Below are 18,677 nucleotides of genomic sequence, written 5' to 3'. Positions count from 1 at the left end.
AGCTATGCCACTAGTTACGTTCACACACGTCCGTCAAGTGCACGACACATGTCCACGTATGTGAACGGGAGGCGGTCTGATGTCACGTCGTCTACTCGGGGTCGCGATCATGACGACCTTGGCCGTAGGGCTGACAGGCTGCGGCTCCGGGGAATCGGGTTCGGACAACGCGCTGGAGATCTGGATCAGGCAGGCGCCGGATTCCGACTCCGCCAAGACAGCCAAGAAGCTCGCCGACGCTTTTACCAAGGCGAGTGGCGTTCAAACTAAAGTCGTCGCACTTTTCGACGACTTCGAAACGAAACTGAACCAGCAGGCGGCGCAGAAGCAGCTGCCCGACATCGTGATCAACGACACCGCCCAGCTCGGCAACATGCAGTCGCAGGGCTGGCTGGTCGAGATGGACAAGGCCAAGCTGGCCGGCGGCGACCAGTTGTCCGAGCTGGCCTGGAAGGCCGCCACGGGCAGCGACGGCAAGTTCTACGCCGCCCCGTTCTCCGCCCAGGCGTTCGCGCTGATCGTCCGCAAGGACTGGCGCGAGAAGGTGTCCATGGAACCGCCCGCGACCTGGGAGGACCTGTCCAAGCTGGCCACCGCGTTCACGGAGAAGGACCCCGACGGCAACGGCCAGAAGGACACCGCCGGCTTCGTCATCCCCGCGGGCACCAAGCGCGGCTACGCCTCCTGGTACGCCTCCTCGCTCATCTACGCCAACGGCGGCGACTTCATCAAGGCGGCGGCGCCCGGTAAGTACACCGCCACGATGAACGACCCCAAGACCGTCGAGGCCGTCCAGTACCTGCAGGACCAGTTCTGCAAGTCCAAGACCGTCAACCCCGGCGCCGTCAGCAACGACACGACCGTCACGCACGAGGTGTTCGAGAAGGGCCAGGGCGGCATCTACCTGGTCGGCCCGTACGTGCTCGCGCGGTTCGTCAAGAGCATCGGCACCGACAAGATCGAGGTCCTGCCCGTGCCCAAGGGCCCGTCGGGCGGTCCCGGCACCCTCGGCGAGGGCGAGAACGTCTACGTCATGGCCGGTTCCCAGAACCAGGACGCGCAGAAGAAGTTCGCCGAGTTCGCGATCTCGCCCGAGGGCCAGAAGATCGGCATGAACAAGGACGCCAACGGCGCCATCGTCCGCCTGCCCGTCAACACCCAGGTCGACATGGCCGGTGAGCGGCAGGATCCGCGCTGGAAGGTCTTCCAGGAGGCGTACGCGAACGCCGTCTACGCCCCGCCGGTGCCCAACTGGGCGCCGATCCGCCAGGACTCCGCCGACTCCATCAACACCGTCTGGGCCGACTGCTCCGCCGACGTCAAGGCGGCCATGGAGCAGGCGAACACCAAGCTGACCCAGGAACTGCAGAGTCAGAAAGCCTCATGACCTCCACCATCGCCCCGGCACCCAGCCGGTCGTCACCCCCCGGCCACCGCCCCAAGGCGGCGCGGTGGCGGGGGCCGCTGGTCGCCTGGCTGTTCCTGGCGCCCGCGCTGCTGCTCTTCCTGTACTTCAAGTTCATCCCGATGTTCGTCGGTCTCTGGAAGAGCCTGTTCAAGGTCCAGACCTTCCTCGGTGACGAGTGGGTCGGCTGGCAGAACTACCAGACGATCATCACGGACGACGAGTTCGGCGCGGCCATCTGGCACAGCGTCGTGCTGGCGCTCGGCACCACGCTCGGCTCGCTCGTGCTGGGCCTCGGGTTCGCGCTGCTCATCGAGGGGCCCGCCCGGTATCTGTGGTTCATCAGAACCGCGGCCTTCCTGCCGGTCGTCACGACGATGGCGGCCGTGGCCGAGGTGTGGCGCATCATGTTCCACCCGGCGGACAACGGGATGCTCAATGTGATCATCGGCTGGGTCGGCATCGATCCACAGCCGTGGCTGGGCAGCGAGGACACCTCGCTGGGGTCGATCATGCTGATGAGCATCTGGCGCGGGACGCCGTACGACATGATGATCTTCCTGGCCGGGCTCGTCGGGGTCGACCGCACCCTGTACGAGGCCGCGGCCGTGGACGGGGCCTCCACCTGGCGGCGGCTGCGGCACATCACGCTGCCCGCGCTGCGGCCGGTGTTCTGGATCCTGTTCACGCTGGCCGCCATCCGCGGGCTGCGGGTCTTCGTCGAGGTGTACGTGCTGACGAACGGCGGGCCGAACGGCTCGTCCGAGGTGCTCATGACCTTGATCTACAAGCTCGGGTTCCAGAAGAACGAGCTGGGGGTCGCCTCGGCGGGCGGGATCGTGCTCTTCCTGGCCACGCTGGTGCTCACCGTGGTCGTGCAGGCGCTGCGCAGGAGGCAGACGACATGAGGTTCGACAGCGCGCTGGGCCTGGAGTCGCGGCGGGGGCCGCTGGCCGTCATCGGCAAGACCCTGATTTATGGGCTTATGGTGGTCGTTTTCACCGGGCCACTGGTCGGGCTGCTGATGAGCGCGTTCAGCAAGACGCTCGACCCGACCTCGTTCTCCCTGTGGCCGGACGAGTTCACCCTGGAGAACTTCGTCCAGGCCAAGGACAAGAACGTCTACCTCTACCTGCTGAACTCTTTCGTGGTCGTGGGCTTCGGGCTGCTGCTGCAGATGCTGGTGAGCGTCTTCGCGGCCTACTCGCTGGCGCGCAAGAAGTTCAGGGGCATGACGTTCGTGATGCTGCTCATGCTCACCACGATGATGCTGCCCGAGGAGATCATCGCGATCCCCCTCTCGCTCGTCCTGGCCGACCTGCCGATCCTGCACCTGAACCTCATCGGCACCTACGCCGGAATGATCCTGCCCGTCGGCGCCTGGGGCTTCTCGATCCTGGTCATGACCGAGTTCATGAAGGAGGTGCCGGTCGAGCTGGAGGAGGCCGCGCGCATCGACGGGGCGGGCGAGCTGCGCGTCTTCGCCACGATCATCCTGCCGCTGTGCCGCCCCGCCCTCGGGGTGATCGGTGTCTTCGGGTTCACGATGATCTGGGACCAGTACCTGCTGCCGCTGATCGTCGCGCCGGAGTCGGACATGTGGACGCTGCCCATCGCGCTGCGCTCGCTCCGCTCGGACGAGGAGGTCGGCATCGGGGTGCTGCTGGCGGCCTCGCTGCTGGCGTTGTTGCCGTCGATCATCGCGTTCCTGGCCTTCCAGCGGCAGTTCATGCGGGGCCTGACCAGCGGTGCGGTGAAGGGTTAACTGTCCATGTATCTGGACGGTAGCCAATACCCTGGATGTACTCAGCCGCCGAGTGAGATGGGATGAGCATGGAGCCCCAGCTGGTCAAGTCCGCGGAGCGGACGGTACGCATCCTGGAAGCGCTCGCCGGTTCACACGACCATCTGACGTTGTCGCAGCTCCAGCAGCGCACCGGGTTTCCGCGTAGCAGCCTGCACGCTCTCATGCGGACGCTGGTGGAGCTCAACTGGGTGGAGACGGACGCGGCCAGGTCGGCCTTCGGCATCGGGCCGCACGCGCTGCTGACCGGCACCGCGTACCTGGACAAGGACCCCGCCCTGCCCTTCGCCCAGGAGACTCTGGAGGACCTGCGGGACGAGATTGGCCAGACCGTACATTTCGCCCGCCGGGACGGCGCGCATGTGCTCTATCTGGCGACCAGGGAGTCGCGTGAGGCCGACCACATCATCCCCCGGGTGGGCCGGCGGCTGCCCGCCCACGTCACGGCACTGGGCCAGGTGCTGCTCGCCCAGCTCACGGATGACGAGGTCGAGGCGCTGCTGCCCGACCCGCTGACGTCGCTGACCTCGCACACGATCACCGACCTGGCCAAGCTGACCGGTGAGCTCGACCATGTCCGTACGCGGGGGTGGTCGTACGAGCGGGAGCAGGGGACGCCGGGGGTGGCTTGTGTGGCGGTGACGGTGGACTATCGGATTCCCGCTACGGATGCGATCAGTTGCTCTATGCCGGCTCGGTTCGGGCCGGGGAACATCGAGCCCATTACCGAGGCCGTGATCAGGCACACCCGGAAGCTGGCGGCGACGTTGCGCAGAGAGGGCATCCGCTAACCGCACCAACCACCACCGCCCCCGGCCCCCTCACCACCAACCCTGGACCGCCGCCCCCGGTCCGACCCCCGGCTTCGCCCTCGGCCCGACCCCAGCCCCAGCCTCGCCCTCTCCCGAGAAGCGGACCCAGTTCCTCTCCGGCCCACAGTTCCCCAAGAAACGGACCAGCCTTCACCCCAGGGCCACCCCTTCCCCCGAGATGCGGGCACACGGGAATCGTCCGCCCAGGCCGTGAAGCACGAGCCCTCCAAGAGGAAACCCACACCCTGGCGGACGAACCCGCTTACACCGGCAAAGCCTGCCGGCCCCGCTCAAGCCTGCAGACGCCCGTCCACTCGCCGCGGAATGCCCAGCGGGTTGCCGTCCTTCAGCTCATCCGGCAGCAGCGCCTCAGGCCAGTCCTGATAAGCCGTAGGTGCCAGCCATCGCTCGATCGCCGTAGCCCCCACCGAGGTGGAGGACGCCGTGGCCGCCGGCCACGGACCACCGTGGTGCATCGCCCAGCAGACCGCCACCCCGGTGGGCCACCCGTTCCAGATGAGCCTGCCGGCCTTCCGGCCCAGCACCTCGGCGACGTCGCCGACCTCCTCGGCCTCGGTGCCGTGAACGGTGGCGGTCAGGGACCCTTCGAGCCGCTCCAGTACCGGCCGCAGGTCCGAAACATCCCGATACGTCACCACGATCGACGCCGGCCCGAAACACTCTTCGCCGATGTGCGGCAGCTTCGCCGCGAAGGTGTCGAGGTCGGCGGTGAACACCTTGGGCGTGACCGCCAGGCTCCCCACCCCCGGCTTGCCCTCGGCCAGCAGCTGCAGCTCACCCAGCCGTTCGATGCCACCGAGGTACCCGTCCCGGATCCGCTCGGCCAGCATGGGCCCACCGCTGGTGCCTTCGACGGCCTCCACGATGGCCTCGCGCAGTTCGTCGTCCTCGGGCACGAACATGAGCCCCGGATTCGTACAGAACTGCCCGACCCCCAGCGTCAGCGACCCCGCGAACCCCGTGGCCACCTCCTTCTTGGGCGCCGACGGAAGCACGACCACGGGGTTGACGCTGCCCAGTTCACCGAAGAACGGGATCGGCTCCTCCCGCTCGTCGATCAGCTTCTGGATCGCCTTGCCCCCGGCCACGGACCCGGTGAACCCGGCCGCGACGACCCCGGGATGCTGCACCAGATCGGCGCCCGCCTGCATCCCCTGCACAAGACCCAGCAGGTCGGGGTACGGCAGCGCCTCCCGTACGATCTTCGCCACCCGCTCGGACGTGTTCGGGTGCCCCGGGTGCGCCTTCACGACCACCGCGCAGCCAGCCGCCAGCGCGGAGGCGGTGTCACCGCCGGCGACCGAGAACGCGAACGGGAAGTTGCTGGCCGCGAAGACGGCCACGACGCCGGGCAGCGCATGCTTCATCCGCCGCACGTCGGGCCTGGGCGGCGCGAGCGACGGATCGGCATGATCGATGATGGCCTCCAGGTAGCCGCCGTCGCGGATCACCTGGGCGAAGAGCCGGAACTGCCCCGCCGTACGCCCCACCTCGCCCCGCAGCCGCACCTCACCGAGGGCGGTCTCCTGGTCGGCGAGCTGCCACAGCTCGTCCACGTGAGCGGCGAGCGCGTCGGCGACGGACTCGAGCGCGACCGCCCGCTCCTCCGCCGGCGTCGCCCGCCAGGCCGCGCCTGCGGCGGCCGCGGCGGAAACGGTCAGGTCGACCCCGGCACGGTCGGTCTCGGGCAGGGCGGCGCCCACATTTTCGCCGGTCCTGGGGTCGTGTCCGTAGATCATCGAATGGCCCTTCGGAGTCTTGACACTTCTTCAGCTTGATTCTTACAGTTGCGGCAACTTGTCCACAAATCTGGCAATTGTTCACATATATGGACGGGGTTCGAATGATCATCAGGCAGATCCACGTAACACCTGTAGCCTTCCGGGATCCGCCCCTCCTGAACGCCGCCGGAGTCCACGAGCCGTGGGCCCTCCGTACCATTGTCGAGGTCGTCACAGATGAGGGCCTGACCGGGTTGGGCGAGACCTATGGTGATCTCGTACATCTCGGCAAAGTACGCGAATGCGCCCAGGCTCTGATCGGCCTCGACGTCCATGCTTTGAACACGATGTACGCCCGCATCAGCGCCATCGTCGGCAACGTGGTGAACGACCGGCACGGCCTGACCGGTGTCGCCAACAAGGAGAAGAGCATCGATCGGGTCTTCTCCCCTTTCGAAGTCGCCTGCCTGGACATTCGCGGCAAAGCCACCGGTGTCCCGGTCGTGGACCTGCTGGGCGGCAAGGTCAGGGACGCCGTGCCGTACAGCGCGTACCTCTTCTACAAGTGGGCCGCCCACCCGGGCGAGGACCCGGACAGGTTCGGCGCGGCCCTGGACGAAGCGGGCATCGTGGAGCAGGCCAGGCTCCTCATCGACGAGTACGGCTTTGAGTCCATCAAGCTCAAAGGCGGCGTCTACCCTCCGGACCAGGAGATCGCCGCCATCCAAGCCCTGCACGAGGCGTTCCCCGGCGTGCCGCTCCGCCTGGACCCGAACGCCGCCTGGACGGTCGAGACCTCGATCCGCGTGGCCCACGAACTGGACGGCGCCCTCCAGTATCTGGAGGATCCCACGCCTGAGATCGCCGGCATGGCGCAGGTGGCCGCCGCCGTACCGATGCCGCTGGCCACCAACATGTGCGTGGTCACCCCGGAACATCTCCCGCCCGCGACGGCCTCCCACGCGATCGGCGTGCTCCTCCTGGACCACCACTATTGGGGCGGTCTCGTACGTTCCTCGCACATCGCCGCCATGTGCGACGCGTTCGGACTGGCGATGTCGATGCACTCCAACTCCCATCTCGGAATCAGCCTGGCCGCCATGACGCATCTGGCCGCCGCCACGCCCAACCTCACGTTCGCCTGCGACACCCACACCCCGTGGCAGGACGGCCAGGACGTGGTCAAACCCGGCGCCCTGACCTTCGTGAACGGCGCCGTCCCGGTGCCCGCGGGCCCGGGCCTGGGCATCGAACTCGACCGCGACGCGCTGGCGGTCATGAACGAGCAGTACGAGAAGTGCGGCATCGTGGCCCGGGACGACACGACCTACATGCAACGCTTCAACCCGACTTTCTCGGCCAGGAGGCCCCGCTGGTGAACATCGCCTACCTCTACCCCTGGGACATCGTCGGCGACCCGTCGGCCCCCGCCCGCCTGGCAGCCATGGGGGTGGAAGCGGTGGCCCTGGCGGCGATGTACCACTCGACGCGCGCGGCCACGCCATACCACCCGTCCCATCGCGTACTCGATGTCCCATATCCGGCCTTCTACCTCCCGATCCGCCCGTCTTCCTGGTCCCGTCTGGTTCCCGCCTCGCCGACCTGGACCCCCGCCGACGCCTACCTCCAGGCCCGGGACGCGCTGAAGGCCGCCGGCCTCCAGGTACACGCCTGGACGGTCCTGACCCACAACTCCCACCTGGGCACCGCCCATTCCGACCTTGTCGTACGCAACGCCTTCGGCGACCCGTACCCGTACGCGCTGTGCCCGGCACACGAGGACGTCATCGAGTACTGCGAGCGCCTCGTCCAGGAGATCCTCGAGGTGGCCGAGCCGGACGGCCTGATCCTGGAGGCCTGCGGCCCTCTGGGCTTCGGCCATCAGAGTGTCCACGAGAAGACCTCCGGCGCGGACTGGACCACTGCCGACACCGACCTCCTCTCCCTCTGCTTCTGCACGGCCTGCGCCCCCCGCTACCCAGACGACACCAGAGCCCAGGTCCGCGCCGCCATAGACCGCACTCCCCCCACGAACCCATCACCCCCATCCACCCCCCGACACCTGCCTGCCGACACCATCGATCAGGCCCTCGGCTCCCTCGCCGACGAGGTGCGCACCGTCCGCGTCGCGCTGTCCACGACCCTCCGCCAACGCCTGATCGCCGTCGCCAGAAGAACCGCCCCCAACGTCCCCATCACCCTGCACGCCAACCCAGACCCCTGGGCCGCCGGCGCCTTCGCCCCCCTCCCCGAAGGCGAACCAGGAGCAGACGTCCTGGTGGGCAACTGCTGGGGCGACCCCACCACGGACTCCGCCAGACTCACCCGCCTCAAGGAACTCTCCACCCCAGGCCAACGAGTAGGCGCTTACGTCCTGGCTCTCCCACCCCGCCCAGCAGACGCCGCCGCCCTGGCCGACCTCCTCAGGACGTACGCCAAGGCAGGAGCCTCAGAGTTCCACCTGTACCACGCGGGCCTGGCCTCCCCCCACCGTCTGGCAGCACTCACCGAAGCCCTCCGTTTGCACACCTAATTCACGACCGCCACTGACCGAGAGCCAACGACGCCGGCGAACAACCACCCAATTCCACCCCGCAACGAACCCCAGCAGAACGCCACGGACAACTACCCCAAACCACCACTCATCGCCCCCGATAGGCGCCACTTCGGCGCCATCCAACTCCTCACACCCTCACCACCCACGCCACTTGGACCACACGGGCCACCCGGGCCACCGGGTCGCCGAGCCGCCGAGCCGCCGAGCCGCCGAGCCGCCGAGCCGCCGAGCTCAGCCCTACACCGTCTAAGGCCACCCGTGCCTAACAACCGTCCCGAGTTGGTGAGGAAGGTGGCATCCCGTCGGGTGCCAAAGATTTCGCCTGCTCGGCCTCGGGAGTCCTTGGGCCTTGGGGGCCTCGGGCGATCTTGGACGGCCCTGTCTCAGAGACACCGACAAGTGACCACGTCCAGTCCGTATCTCCACACGAGAGGCAATAACCTCGCCACGCCCCATCACCAAGATCTCGTGTGGACAACGTCTGCCGTGGATAAGTTCTCCCTGTGACTGATGTTCGAATCGTGTACCGCAAGTACGGCGGCGCGTTGCACTGGAACCACCCTGGTCGGCTGCTTGGCGAGGATGAGCACGGTGTCTGGGCGGAAGTGCCCGGAGGAACCGTGGCCTACAAGGGCAATGGCCCGCCGGTCACCTGGGACAGCCCCGCGATCATGCTCTTCCCAAGAGACGCCTGGTGGACGGCATCCTTCAACACCCCACCCCACAAGAGCGAAATCTACGTCGACGTCACCACCGTTCCGGAGTGGAAGGACGGCGAGGTGACCATGCTCGACCTCGACCTAGACGTGATCCGAATGCGCGACGGACGACTGATTCTCGACGACGAAGACGAATTCGCTGAACATCAACTGCTACTGAACTACCCACCCGACTTGATCACGCAGGCAGAAGAAACGGCACGTTGGCTACTTGAGGCAGTAGGCGCAAGAAAAGGACCGTTCGGCGGCGCACACTCAGAGTGGCTGGAAAAATCAACCCGACAAACTCATTAGCCCCAAAACGCACATCACGACCAATCGGCCAAGATCGCTACTAGCGTCTACCTCAGCCTCATCCAGAGGAACGTGATGCAACCACAACATCAGCCACGATGATAGCACCACAAGAGCGCCATCACGGCGCCGCCGAAACCAGCCCACTTTCATATGCGGCGATAACAAGTTGCGCCCGATCCCGAGCATCCAGCTTGGCCAGCAACCGGGTGATATGGGTTTTAACCGTGGCCAGACTCAACCGTAGATGGTCAGCGATTTCGCCGTTCGACAACCCCCGCGCGATCAACATCAAAACCTCACACTCCCGCTCCGTGACCCCGTCCAGCCCCTTCATCCGAGGAAGAACAGGGGTACGCGCAAACTCCTCGATCAATCTCCGCGTAACCCTCGGAGCCAGCAACGCCTCCCCACTCGCGATCACTCTAATGGCTGCAAGCAAATCCGCAGGCGGCGTGTCCTTGAGCAAGAAGCCACTCGCGCCGGCCCGCAGCGCATCATAAACATAAGCATCCAGGTCGAACATCGTCACAACGAGAACCCGAGCAACATCTTTGATATGACGAGTAGCCTCAATGCCATCCATTTCCGGCATGCGCACATCCATGAGCACCACATCCGGACGCTGTTCCAGGGCTACCGAAATGGCCTCGGCCCCCGTGCCGGCCTCACCCACCACAGCCAAGTCAGGCTCGGAATCGACCAGCACCTTGAAACTCCCCCGGAGCAACGCCTGATCGTCGGCAACGACTACCCGGATCACGAAACCTCCTGATAAGGCAATCTCGCAAAGACACGGAACCCTCGACCCGGAAGGCTGCCGGCTTCGAGCGCGCCACCGTACATCATGACCCGTTCCCGCATGCCAATGAGCCCGTGCCCGGCACCACCAGAAGGCAGCACACGTCTCCCGGGCCCGTCATCGATCACCTCGATCTGTATCTCTTTTCCGTCTGCGACCACCGACACCCGGCACCGAGCAGGCGCGGCATGTTTGACCACGTTCGTGAGCGCCTCTTGCACGATGCGATACACCGAAAGCGCCACCCCATCCGGCAACCGCACACCATCGGACGATCCATCTCCGGACGGCCCACAACCGCCCGCCACCCTCCCTACATCACCGGACGGCACACCACGGCCCGACTTCTCCGCATCGCGGAATGGTCTGCCACCGCCCAACCCCTCCGCATCGCCGGACAGCCCACCACGGACCCACCCCTCCCCATAGCGGGACGGCCTGCCACCGCCCAACCCCTCCGCATCGCCGGGCAACCCTCCACCAACCGACCTCCCCGCATTCCCCGACAGCCCACCACGACCCGCCCTCTCCGCATTGCGGGACGGCCCCCCGCTAAGCGACCTCCCCGCATTGCCGGACGGCCCACCACGGCCCGACCGCCCCGGATCATGGGGGCCGCCGCCCAACCGCCCCGGATCGTGCGATCCGCTGCCCGACCGCCCCAAGCCCCACTGGCCGACGCCATCCGACCGCGCCGCACCACCGCGACGCCCGCCATCGTCGGACGGCCACCCCGTCTCGTTCTTGGCCGGCCGCACTCCGTCCCCCGTCCCCATTCGGATGTCGAGCTCTGCTTCCACCCCCGCCAGTCGGGCCTGCTCGACCAGGCCCTGGATTCCTGCCACACCAGGCGCGGGAACGAGGTCGGGCACGGTGGTGGACCTCAGCACGCCGAGGAGGTGCCGCATCTCGACCAGGGCGCTCCGGCTGGCGGTCTCGATCACACGCAGGGCGTCGTACGCCTCTTCTGGCTTGCTGGCCATCACATGGTTGGCGACCCCGGCCTTGACCGCGATCAATCCCACGCTGTGCGTGACCACGTCGTGCAGCTCGCGAGCGATCCTTAACCGCTCCTCCGTCACCGCATGCGCAGCCAGCCGCTCGGCATTGCGAGCCGCGAAGACCCTGCGCTCCTGCACGGCCCGCCCGACCGTCCATGCCCCGCCCAGTGCCGCGATACCCATGAGTGGCTTGTCCAGGTGCATCACCCAGTCAGGAGCGCCTTCGCCCGGCACGCCCACCATCGCCAAGCTCAAGACGGTGACCAGGCTCACGAAGCCTATGGCCGACGTCGGAACCACCGGGCCGATCTTCTCTGAGAGGGCAACGACATAAAGGGCGAACGCGGGTGCGACGTACGCGAACCCCACGGCATCGGTCATCACGGCGAAGGCGGCCAGCAGTAATGTGAAGTAGAAGACGGACACGGGCCATAGCCTTCGTACGGCCAGCGGCAGCCCCAGCCCGAGGGCAAGCGCGATCCGGGCCCAGGGCGGCAGGTCGATGGCGTTCACAGCGGTCGTGAAGAACACGAACGCGAAGCACATTCCCGCCACCAGATCGAGCATGACCTGCTGGTGACGGCTCAGGCGCCTGGCGAAGAAGGGGTGCGTGTCGTCCACGCGTTGAACCGTAGCCGGTGGGGTGGCGTGCGCACGTCAACCCAGGGTCTGACCTTGAGATTCGAACCGTGGTCCGACGCGCCGCCCACCCACCGTCCCGCATCCTTTACGGCGTGATCGAACTCCAGCACCTCACAAAGCGCTACGGCGGCACCCTTGCCGTAGACGACCTGTCCTTCAAGGTCGAGCCCGGCCACGTGACCGGCTTCCTCGGCCCCAACGGCTCGGGCAAGTCCACCACAATGCGCCTGATCCTCGGCCTCGACGCGCCCACGTCCGGCCAGGCATTGATCAACGGGCGCCGATACTCCTCGTTCGGCAAGCCCATGCGCGAGGTCGGCGCGCTCCTGGACGCCGGCGCGGTCCACGGCGGACGCAGCGCCTACAACCACCTGCTCTGCCTCGCCCGCACCAATGACATCGGCCCCATGCGCGTGGCCGAGGTGCTCGAACAGGTCGGGCTGGCCGGTGTTGCGCGCAAGCGGGTCGCCGGATTCTCCCTCGGCATGAAGCAACGGCTCGGCATCGCGTCCGCGCTGCTCGGCGACCCAGGCGTGTTGATGTTCGACGAGCCGGTCAACGGCCTGGATCCCGACGGCGTGCGCTGGATCCGTGACCTGATGCGCTCACTGGCCGCCGAGGGCAGGACGGTCCTGCTCTCCAGCCATCTGATGAGCGAAATGGCCCTCACCGCCGAGCGCATCGTGGTCGTCGGCCGCGGGAAGCTGATCACCGACGCCACCGTCGCGCAGCTCACCGCGCGCTACCCGACCCTCGAAGACGCCTACATGGCGTTGACCTCCGACAGCGTCCAGTTCGGAGCGGCCCGATGAAGGCCATCCTCTCCTCCGAGTGGCTGAAGCTACGCTCGGTGACCTCGACTTACCAGACCATAGGCACGGCGGCACTGACGATAGTGCTGGGGGCAGCCTGGACGCTCTATGTGAGCGATCTCGCCGACGAGCGAGGCGTGCGAAGCGCCGCGGCCCCCGAGCAGGGCTTTCTCCCGTTGGTTCAGATCAGCCTGGCGGTGCTCGGCGTGCTCGCGATCACTTCCGAGTACGCCACGGGCATGATCCGCACCAGCCTGACCACCGTCCCGAAGCGAAGCACGTTACTCCTGGCCAAGGCCGGAGTCGTCGGCCTGGCCACGTTCTTGGCCGCCAATTCGATCCTGCTGGTCACCTATTCGGCCGGCCGCCTGATCGCGGGCGACCGCGCCCTCGGCTTCAATCAGACCTCGTTCGCCGACGATCTCCCGATGCTGTTCGGCTCTGCCCTGTCCGTGACCGCGCTGGCGCTGGTGGGTCTCGGCCTCGGCGCCGCCGTGCGATCGACGGCCGGCGCGATCGTCTCCGTCGTCGCCCTGCTGTTCATGCTTCCCGGCCTGGTCAACTACCTGCCACCGCCATGGAACACCCGCATCGCCACGCTGCTCCTGCCCAACCTCGTCCCCCAGATAGCCGACCAGCACCTCTCGACCCGTCTCGGTGACGGCTACCTACCTCCGTGGGCAGCAGTGATCGTGCTCCTCGCCTACCCGCTCCTCGCTCTCGCCATCGGCTATTACCAACTGAGACGGAAAGACGCGTGACCGTTCCATCCCTTGCCTCCGACATCCGCCTGAATCTCGCCGCTGCAACCCACGCTCTCACCCTCACTTCCGAAGGTCGCAGAAGCGTTCTCCGCTCCGAAGCGAACGCCCGTACAGGCATTAGTCCTCGACGAACGGACCTCAACGTGTGTGCTCCCAGGACCGAACGGATGCCCGCATGAGCGTTCTGACCTCGGAATGGCTGAAGGTCCGCTCGCTGCGCTCGACCTATCTGATCCTCAGCCTCAGTCTCGGTGCCGTCCTTCTGGGCCTGGCCGTCGCCGTCGCCGCCGCGGGCACGTACGACGCCGCTCCTTCGGAGAAACGATCAGGCGCCAAGATCGCGGATCTGGAGGAGGTGGTGGTGATCGTGCCTCAACTCTGCATGGGCATCTTGGGTACGCTCGCCATCACCTCCGAATACGTCACCGGCTTGATCAGGACGACCCTGACCATCGTCCCCCGCCGCTGGCCGATCCTCGCCGCCAAGTCCGCCATCGTGGGCACGTTGGGCCTGATCGTCGGCGTGCTGACGGTCTTCGGCACATACTTCGCCGCCCAAGCGGTGCTCGGCGACCGCTTCTCGGGCGCGTACACCATCGCATTCGCAGAACGATTCCCGTTCCTGGCGGCGACCAGCCTCACGGTGCCGGTGTTCGCACTCCTCGGCCTGGGGCTGGGCGCACTCCTGCGATCCGCGGCAGGGGCGATCGCCGTCCTGGTCGGCCTCGTCTACGTGATCCCGATGATCATCGGCAACATCCCCGAACCATGGAGCGAACGTCTTGGCTCTCTCATGATCGGCGCACTCCCCCGCGAGATCACCGGCGACCTCATCACCACGTCGGTGTACGGCTCGCTCCTGCCTCCGGCAGCGGCCGCCGCGCTATTGGTCGCCTACGCGACCCTCCCCATGCTGGCGGCCACCTGGTCGTTGGGCCGAAGGGACGCCTGACATGTGGCCCCTGACACCCGCTGCCCTCACCCCACCGCCGTCGCACCAGCCCGCGCTCCGCATGCAGCCTGCGCGAGAGAGGAACCACGGCCCGGCACCGGCAAACCCCCTCCATCAGAACATCAGACTCGCCCGCGGCAACTGGCCACCCCCAGCCGCTCCCTTGCAAGCAGCCCCACAACCCTCAGCCCCGCTCCCACCACATCGACACCGCAGGTCTCACGGCCCTCAGCCACCGTCCCGCTACAGGCCTCACAGCTCTCAGCCACCGTCCCGCTACAGGCCTCACAGCTCTCAGCCACCGTCCCGCTACAGGCCTCACAACCTTCAGCTCCAGCTCTCGCTGGAGATCTCGCAGGTCTCACAGCCCTCAGCTCCCGCTACATGCCCGCACAACCCTCGGCCGCCGCTCCCGATGCAAGCCAGCCCCACAGCTCCCACTCCCGCTCCCACTCCCACTCCCACTCCCACTCCCAGGTCTCGCGGCCCCGCCCCAGCTCTCGCTGCAACCCCTCACGACCCTCGGCCGCCGCTCCCACTACAGGCCCCCTGCAGCCCTTGGCCGCCGTTTCCGCTACAAGCCGGCACCACAGCCCTCAGTTGCCGCTCCCGCTGCAAACCCCAGAGCCCTTGGCCTCAAAGGCGGTCACGCCCGCATGGCAGTCACCGTTGTCCGTCGGTTCCGCCGTCATCCGCAGCTCACCACCGACTTCTCAAGCCTCGCGGCGGCCCTCGTCGAAGGCCTGGCGGGCGGCGGTGATGGCGGGCGCGGCATGGCGGGCCCAGGCCGACAGCGCCTCCAACGGTTCACGGATCTCGTCGATCAACGCCGTGGTGGCGTACTCCACTCGGGGAGGAGCATCCGGGTACACCGTGCGGGTAACAAGGCCGCTGCGTTCCAGGTCTCGCAGGCTCAGTGTGAGCATCCGGCGGCTGATGCCTTCGATGGCCCGCTCCAACTGGGTGAAGCGACGCGGGCCCCGTCCGAGTTCGACCAGCACCTGGGCACTCCATTTCCCTCCGATCAAGGCCAGTACCTCGGGCAGCGGGCAATCGTCCGTTTCGGTCGCGGCCGTGAGCTGGTCTGTTCCCGCGATGTTCCGTTGTGACAAGAAAGTGCCTTCTTCCGGACCGTCTGATCATGCTTCAGGATGAGCACCGTTACAAATCGTAACGTTCCTGCGTACAGGCACAGGAATCTATTGGAGAGCGAGAACTGACAGCATGCCCCTCGCACGTAGCAACGGCTTCAAGATCGCTTACGAGGTCTCCGGGGACGGCCCGCCGGTCGTCCTCCACCCGGGAATGTTCCAGGACGGCGCGCATTGGGCGCACAGGGGATACACCGCGGCCTTGACCGGCGCCTACACCGTGATCGCCATCGATCCGCTGGGGCTGGGCTCGAGTGATGCCCCGCACGAGATCGGGGCCTATGCTCTCGAGCGGCGCGTCGACTGCGTCATGGCCGTGCTCGACGACGCCGGGGCCGAGCGGGCTGCGTTCTGGGGATATTCGCTGGGCGCGATGACCGGCTATGCGGTCGCCGCGTACGCACCTGAGCGGCTGACCTGCCTTGTTGCCGGAGCCTTCGATCCCATGGACGGTTTCCGATCCGCGGTCGACCAGGCGATCCAGGCGCTCGGCCTGCCGGCCGATGTGGACGCGTACGAGATCATGAAAAGGGGTGCTTACACCGACCCGTACCAAGCTGCCCTGATCGACGGCGGAGACCTTGCCGCCTTCCGCGCCAATTACGACGCGTTCTCCCGAGAGCCTGGCCTGCACACCGAGCTGGCGACGGCCGGTGTCGCCATCCTGATGTACGCGGGCACCACCGACCCTTGGCACGAACCAATGCGGGCCTTCGCGACCGGCACCGGGTCCGGCTTCTTCTCCGTCTCTGGCGCCGACCACAAGGCCGGCTGGGACAGCAGCGCAGACGTTCTTCCCCAGGTACTTCCGTTCCTGGGCGCGCATACCCGTACCTAACAAATCGGCAAGGGGGTCTCATGGAGGCACGGCACACAGGCGGCTACGACGTAGTGCGCTTGCCCGAGCGCGCTAACGGCGGTCTGCAGGTGTGGCGCATTCGACCCGGCACTACCACGGCTCTGCCGGATGCGAAGGTCGATCGCCTCTCGATCCAGGATGGCAAGCACGGAACGCCGCAGGCGTGGACGGGTGCCAGTGCCACCCGCGGCCATCCACGAGTGCGGCTGGTGCCAACCACTGCCGCACGTGGTTGTCCGCTGCTTATGCGGATGGGGCCCACCGCCACCCGTAGCCTTCGACGGGTACGGCAGACGCAGGCCCCTCTTTCCGGGGCTTGGCGGATGCCACCCACAACCACCTGTGGCCTTCCGCCACCATTGCGGATGCCGACTCCTACCGCCAGCGACCTTCGGCGGGTACGGCGAACGCGAGCTACGATCGCCCATGGCCCTCCCCGGGCATGGCAGATGCCAACCACAACCGCCCCTGGCCTTCCGCTACCACGGCGGATGCCAGCCCCTGCCACCAGTGGCTTTCCGCGGGTGAGGCGGAGGCGGGTCAGTGCTACCTGTGATCTTTCTCGGGTGCAGCAAGCGCCGGTCGCCCGGGGCCGTCTCCAGGTACGGCAGACGCGGACGCCTGCCGTACCGTCAGGAGGCTCAGACCTCGAGCACCACGGGAATGATCATGGGCCGGCGACGATAGGTGTCGCTGACCCAGCGCCCCACCGTGCGGCGGACCACGCGGCGGATCTCCTGCATGTCGACCACGCCATCCGCGGCCTTCTCGGCGAGGGCCCTTTCGATCTGCGGAATGAACGTCTCGAACTGCTGGGGGTCGATTCCCGAGCCACGCGCGTGGATCTCGGGACCCGCGGTGAGCTTGCCCGTGTTGGAGTCGACCACGATGACCACGGAGATGAACCCCTCGTCACCGAGGATCCGGCGATCCTTGAGCGAGGTGTCGGTGATCTCGCCCACCGACGAGCCGTCGACGTAGACGTACCCGGCGTGCACCGCACCGACGATCCTTGCCCGCCCGTCGACCAGGTCCACCACGACGCCGTCCTCGGCGATCACGATGTGGTCGTTCGGCACACCGGTGAGGGCGGCCAGCTTGGCGTGGGCGCGCAAATGGCGCCATTCGCCGTGCACGGGCATGAAGTTCGACGGGCGGGTGAGGTTCAGCACGTAGAGGAGCTCGCCCGCGGCTGCATGGCCGGAGACGTGCACCTTGGCGTTGCCCTTGTGTACGACGCGGGCGCCCCACCTGGTCAGGCCGTTGATCACCTTGTTGACCGCGGTCTCGTTGCCGGGGACCAGCGACGAGGCCAGCAGCACGGTGTCGCCCTCGGCGATGCGGATCGGATGATCACGGTTGGCCATCCGGGACAGCGCCGCCATCGGCTCGCCCTGGGAACCGGTGCAGACCAGCACCACGTCCTGCGGCGGCCATTCCTCGATGTCGCGCGAGTCGACGATGAGGTCCGGCGGCACCTTGAGATATCCCAGGTCACGGGCCACACCCATGTTGCGCACCATCGAGCGTCCGACCAGGGCCACCTTGCGGCCGTGCTTGGCGGCCGCGTCCATGACCTGCTGGATGCGGTGTACGTGCGATGCGAAGCTGGCCACGATGACCCGCTGCTCCGAAGTGCGGATCACCTCCTCGATGACCGGCGCGATCTCCCGCTCACTGGTGACGAATCCCGGCACCTCGGCGTTGGTGGAGTCGGACATCAGCAGGTCGACGCCCTCGGTGCCGAGCCTGGCGAAACCGCCGAGGTCGGTGAGGCGACCATCACTCGGCAACTGATCCATGCGGAAGTCGCCGGTGTGCAGGACGATGCCCGCGGGCGTCCTGATGGCGACGGCCAGCGCGTCGGGGATCGAGTGATTGACGGCGAGGAACTCGCAGTCAAAAGGCCCGAATACGTGCCTTTCGCCCTCGATGACCTCGTGTTTGACGGGCTGGATCCGGTGCTCGGTGAGCTTGGCCTCAATGAGGGCAAGCGTGAGCTTGGATCCGATGAGCGGGATATCGCGCCGCTCGCGCAGAAGATAAGGCACTGCCCCGATGTGGTCCTCGTGGGCGTGCGTCAGCACCACGGCTTCGATGTCGTCGAGCCGGTCCCTGATGTATTCGAAGTCGGGCAGGATGAGGTCGACACCCGGCTGATCGGGCTCGGGGAAAAGCACCCCGCAGTCGACGATCAGCAGACGGCCGTCATATTCGAAGACGGCCATGTTCCTGCCGATCTCCCCCAGCCCGCCGAGCGCGACGATGCGCAAGCCGCCATCAGGCAGCGTCGGCGGGGGGCCAAGCTCAGGATGTGGATGGCTCATATCTGGCCCCCACAGTCAGATCGTGTTCTCAAAA

At 66.9% G+C, this 18,677-nt stretch carries 16 protein-coding genes and 1 pseudogene; 11 read left to right on the top strand and 6 right to left on the bottom strand.

Annotation, left to right across the window (positions count from 1 at the left end):
• Positions 1 to 79 precede the first annotated feature (79 nt).
• The 4 genes from C4V41_RS01305 (at position 80) to C4V41_RS01290 (ending at position 4,000) form a co-directional block, all read left to right on the top strand.
• Positions 80 to 1,387 carry a sugar ABC transporter substrate-binding protein gene (locus C4V41_RS01305; RefSeq protein WP_103953850.1) on the top strand — a complete coding sequence of 436 codons (1,308 nt, stop codon included), beginning with the start codon at positions 80 to 82 and terminating at the stop codon, positions 1,385 to 1,387.
• Positions 1,384 to 2,313: a carbohydrate ABC transporter permease gene (locus C4V41_RS01300; RefSeq protein ID WP_103953849.1), complete on the top strand. Its 930-nt coding sequence runs from the start codon at positions 1,384 to 1,386 to the stop codon at positions 2,311 to 2,313. Before C4V41_RS01305 ends, C4V41_RS01300 begins: the two co-directional genes overlap by 4 nt.
• A complete protein-coding gene (locus C4V41_RS01295; protein ID WP_103953848.1) occupies positions 2,310 to 3,170 on the top strand; it encodes a carbohydrate ABC transporter permease in 861 nt (286 codons plus the stop codon). Before C4V41_RS01300 ends, C4V41_RS01295 begins: the two co-directional genes overlap by 4 nt.
• Before the next feature lie 68 nt (positions 3,171 to 3,238).
• Positions 3,239 to 4,000 carry an IclR family transcriptional regulator gene (locus tag C4V41_RS01290; protein WP_103954675.1) on the top strand — a complete coding sequence of 254 codons (762 nt, stop codon included), beginning with the start codon at positions 3,239 to 3,241 and terminating at the stop codon, positions 3,998 to 4,000.
• A 311-nt stretch (positions 4,001 to 4,311) separates the two neighbouring features.
• On the opposite strand, the gene C4V41_RS01285 is transcribed toward C4V41_RS01290, so the two are convergent.
• On the bottom strand, positions 4,312 to 5,781 hold the full coding sequence (locus tag C4V41_RS01285; protein ID WP_103953847.1) for an aldehyde dehydrogenase (NADP(+)): 1,470 nt from the start codon (positions 5,779 to 5,781) through the stop codon (positions 4,312 to 4,314).
• 104 nt (positions 5,782 to 5,885) lie between these two features.
• On the opposite strand from C4V41_RS01285, the gene C4V41_RS01280 reads away from it, so the two are divergent.
• From C4V41_RS01280 to C4V41_RS01270, 3 genes are all read left to right on the top strand, one after another.
• Positions 5,886 to 7,142, top strand: a complete 1,257-nt coding sequence (locus tag C4V41_RS01280) for a glucarate dehydratase family protein (RefSeq protein WP_103953846.1) — start codon at positions 5,886 to 5,888, stop codon at positions 7,140 to 7,142.
• Positions 7,139 to 8,296 (top strand): glycoside hydrolase family 10 protein, encoded by a 1,158-nt coding sequence (locus C4V41_RS01275; protein WP_103953845.1) that lies wholly within the window; start codon positions 7,139 to 7,141, stop codon positions 8,294 to 8,296. Before C4V41_RS01280 ends, C4V41_RS01275 begins: the two co-directional genes overlap by 4 nt.
• Positions 8,297 to 8,841: 545 nt before the next feature.
• Positions 8,842 to 9,333, top strand: a complete 492-nt coding sequence (locus C4V41_RS01270; protein WP_235029845.1) for a DUF402 domain-containing protein — start codon at positions 8,842 to 8,844, stop codon at positions 9,331 to 9,333.
• Between the two features lie 121 nt (positions 9,334 to 9,454).
• Here C4V41_RS01270 and C4V41_RS01265 read toward each other — a convergent pair whose 3' ends face one another.
• Positions 9,455 to 10,096 carry a response regulator gene (locus C4V41_RS01265; protein ID WP_103953843.1) on the bottom strand — a complete coding sequence of 214 codons (642 nt, stop codon included), beginning with the start codon at positions 10,094 to 10,096 and terminating at the stop codon, positions 9,455 to 9,457.
• Positions 10,093 to 11,757 carry a histidine kinase gene (locus C4V41_RS01260; protein ID WP_103953842.1) on the bottom strand — a complete coding sequence of 555 codons (1,665 nt, stop codon included), beginning with the start codon at positions 11,755 to 11,757 and terminating at the stop codon, positions 10,093 to 10,095. The genes C4V41_RS01265 and C4V41_RS01260 overlap by 4 nt, the downstream gene beginning before the upstream one ends.
• A 113-nt stretch (positions 11,758 to 11,870) precedes the next feature.
• On the opposite strand from C4V41_RS01260, the pseudogene C4V41_RS01255 reads away from it, so the two are divergent.
• The 3 genes and pseudogenes from C4V41_RS01255 to C4V41_RS01245 form a co-directional block, all read left to right on the top strand.
• Positions 11,871 to 12,524: pseudogene (locus C4V41_RS01255) on the top strand (ABC transporter ATP-binding protein); the annotation flags it as partial.
• Positions 12,525 to 12,586: 62 nt separating this feature from the next.
• A complete protein-coding gene (locus tag C4V41_RS01250) occupies positions 12,587 to 13,351 on the top strand; it encodes an ABC transporter permease subunit (RefSeq protein ID WP_103953841.1) in 765 nt (254 codons plus the stop codon).
• A 178-nt stretch (positions 13,352 to 13,529) separates the two neighbouring features.
• On the top strand, positions 13,530 to 14,306 hold the full coding sequence (locus C4V41_RS01245; protein WP_103953840.1) for an ABC transporter permease subunit: 777 nt from the start codon (positions 13,530 to 13,532) through the stop codon (positions 14,304 to 14,306).
• Positions 14,307 to 14,686: 380 nt separating this feature from the next.
• Here the strand turns inward: C4V41_RS01245 and C4V41_RS65200 are convergent, their stop codons facing one another.
• Together C4V41_RS65200 and C4V41_RS01240 are read right to left on the bottom strand one after the other, a co-directional pair.
• Positions 14,687 to 14,815 carry a hypothetical protein gene (locus tag C4V41_RS65200; protein ID WP_268808509.1) on the bottom strand — a complete coding sequence of 43 codons (129 nt, stop codon included), beginning with the start codon at positions 14,813 to 14,815 and terminating at the stop codon, positions 14,687 to 14,689.
• 204 nt (positions 14,816 to 15,019) lie between these two features.
• On the bottom strand, positions 15,020 to 15,418 hold the full coding sequence (locus C4V41_RS01240) for a winged helix-turn-helix transcriptional regulator (protein WP_200823676.1): 399 nt from the start codon (positions 15,416 to 15,418) through the stop codon (positions 15,020 to 15,022).
• 112 nt (positions 15,419 to 15,530) lie between these two features.
• Here C4V41_RS01240 and C4V41_RS01235 point away from each other — a divergent pair, with 112 nt between their 5' ends.
• On the top strand, positions 15,531 to 16,295 hold the full coding sequence (locus C4V41_RS01235) for an alpha/beta fold hydrolase (RefSeq protein WP_103953839.1): 765 nt from the start codon (positions 15,531 to 15,533) through the stop codon (positions 16,293 to 16,295).
• A gap of 662 nt (positions 16,296 to 16,957) precedes the next feature.
• Here the strand turns inward: C4V41_RS01235 and C4V41_RS01230 are convergent.
• On the bottom strand, positions 16,958 to 18,643 hold the full coding sequence (locus C4V41_RS01230; protein ID WP_103953838.1) for a ribonuclease J: 1,686 nt from the start codon (positions 18,641 to 18,643) through the stop codon (positions 16,958 to 16,960).
• Between the last annotated feature and the right edge of the window lie 34 nt (positions 18,644 to 18,677).

It is taken from the genome of Nonomuraea solani (assembly GCF_900108335.1).
GTDB classification, from domain to species: Bacteria; Actinomycetota; Actinomycetes; order Streptosporangiales; family Streptosporangiaceae; genus Nonomuraea; species Nonomuraea solani.
Note: the sequence above shows the minus strand (reverse complement) of the source record. Positions and strands in the feature narration are given on the sequence as shown.

Excerpts from the sequence above, each read along its gene's own strand:
- C4V41_RS01305 (WP_103953850.1), top strand. The coding sequence starts at position 80 with ATGTCACGTCGTCTACTCGGGGTCGCGATCATGACGACCTTGGCCGTA.
- C4V41_RS01285 (WP_103953847.1), bottom strand. The coding sequence starts at position 5,781 with ATGATCTACGGACACGACCCCAGGACCGGCGAAAATGTGGGCGCCGCC.
- C4V41_RS01245 (WP_103953840.1), top strand. The coding sequence starts at position 13,530 with ATGAGCGTTCTGACCTCGGAATGGCTGAAGGTCCGCTCGCTGCGCTCG.
- C4V41_RS01250 (WP_103953841.1), top strand. The coding sequence starts at position 12,587 with ATGAAGGCCATCCTCTCCTCCGAGTGGCTGAAGCTACGCTCGGTGACC.
- C4V41_RS01300 (WP_103953849.1), top strand. The coding sequence starts at position 1,384 with ATGACCTCCACCATCGCCCCGGCACCCAGCCGGTCGTCACCCCCCGGC.
- C4V41_RS01290 (WP_103954675.1), top strand. The coding sequence starts at position 3,239 with ATGGAGCCCCAGCTGGTCAAGTCCGCGGAGCGGACGGTACGCATCCTG.
- C4V41_RS01230 (WP_103953838.1), bottom strand. The coding sequence starts at position 18,643 with ATGAGCCATCCACATCCTGAGCTTGGCCCCCCGCCGACGCTGCCTGAT.
- C4V41_RS01235 (WP_103953839.1), top strand. The coding sequence starts at position 15,531 with ATGCCCCTCGCACGTAGCAACGGCTTCAAGATCGCTTACGAGGTCTCC.
- C4V41_RS01295 (WP_103953848.1), top strand. The coding sequence starts at position 2,310 with ATGAGGTTCGACAGCGCGCTGGGCCTGGAGTCGCGGCGGGGGCCGCTG.
- C4V41_RS01280 (WP_103953846.1), top strand. The coding sequence starts at position 5,886 with ATGATCATCAGGCAGATCCACGTAACACCTGTAGCCTTCCGGGATCCG.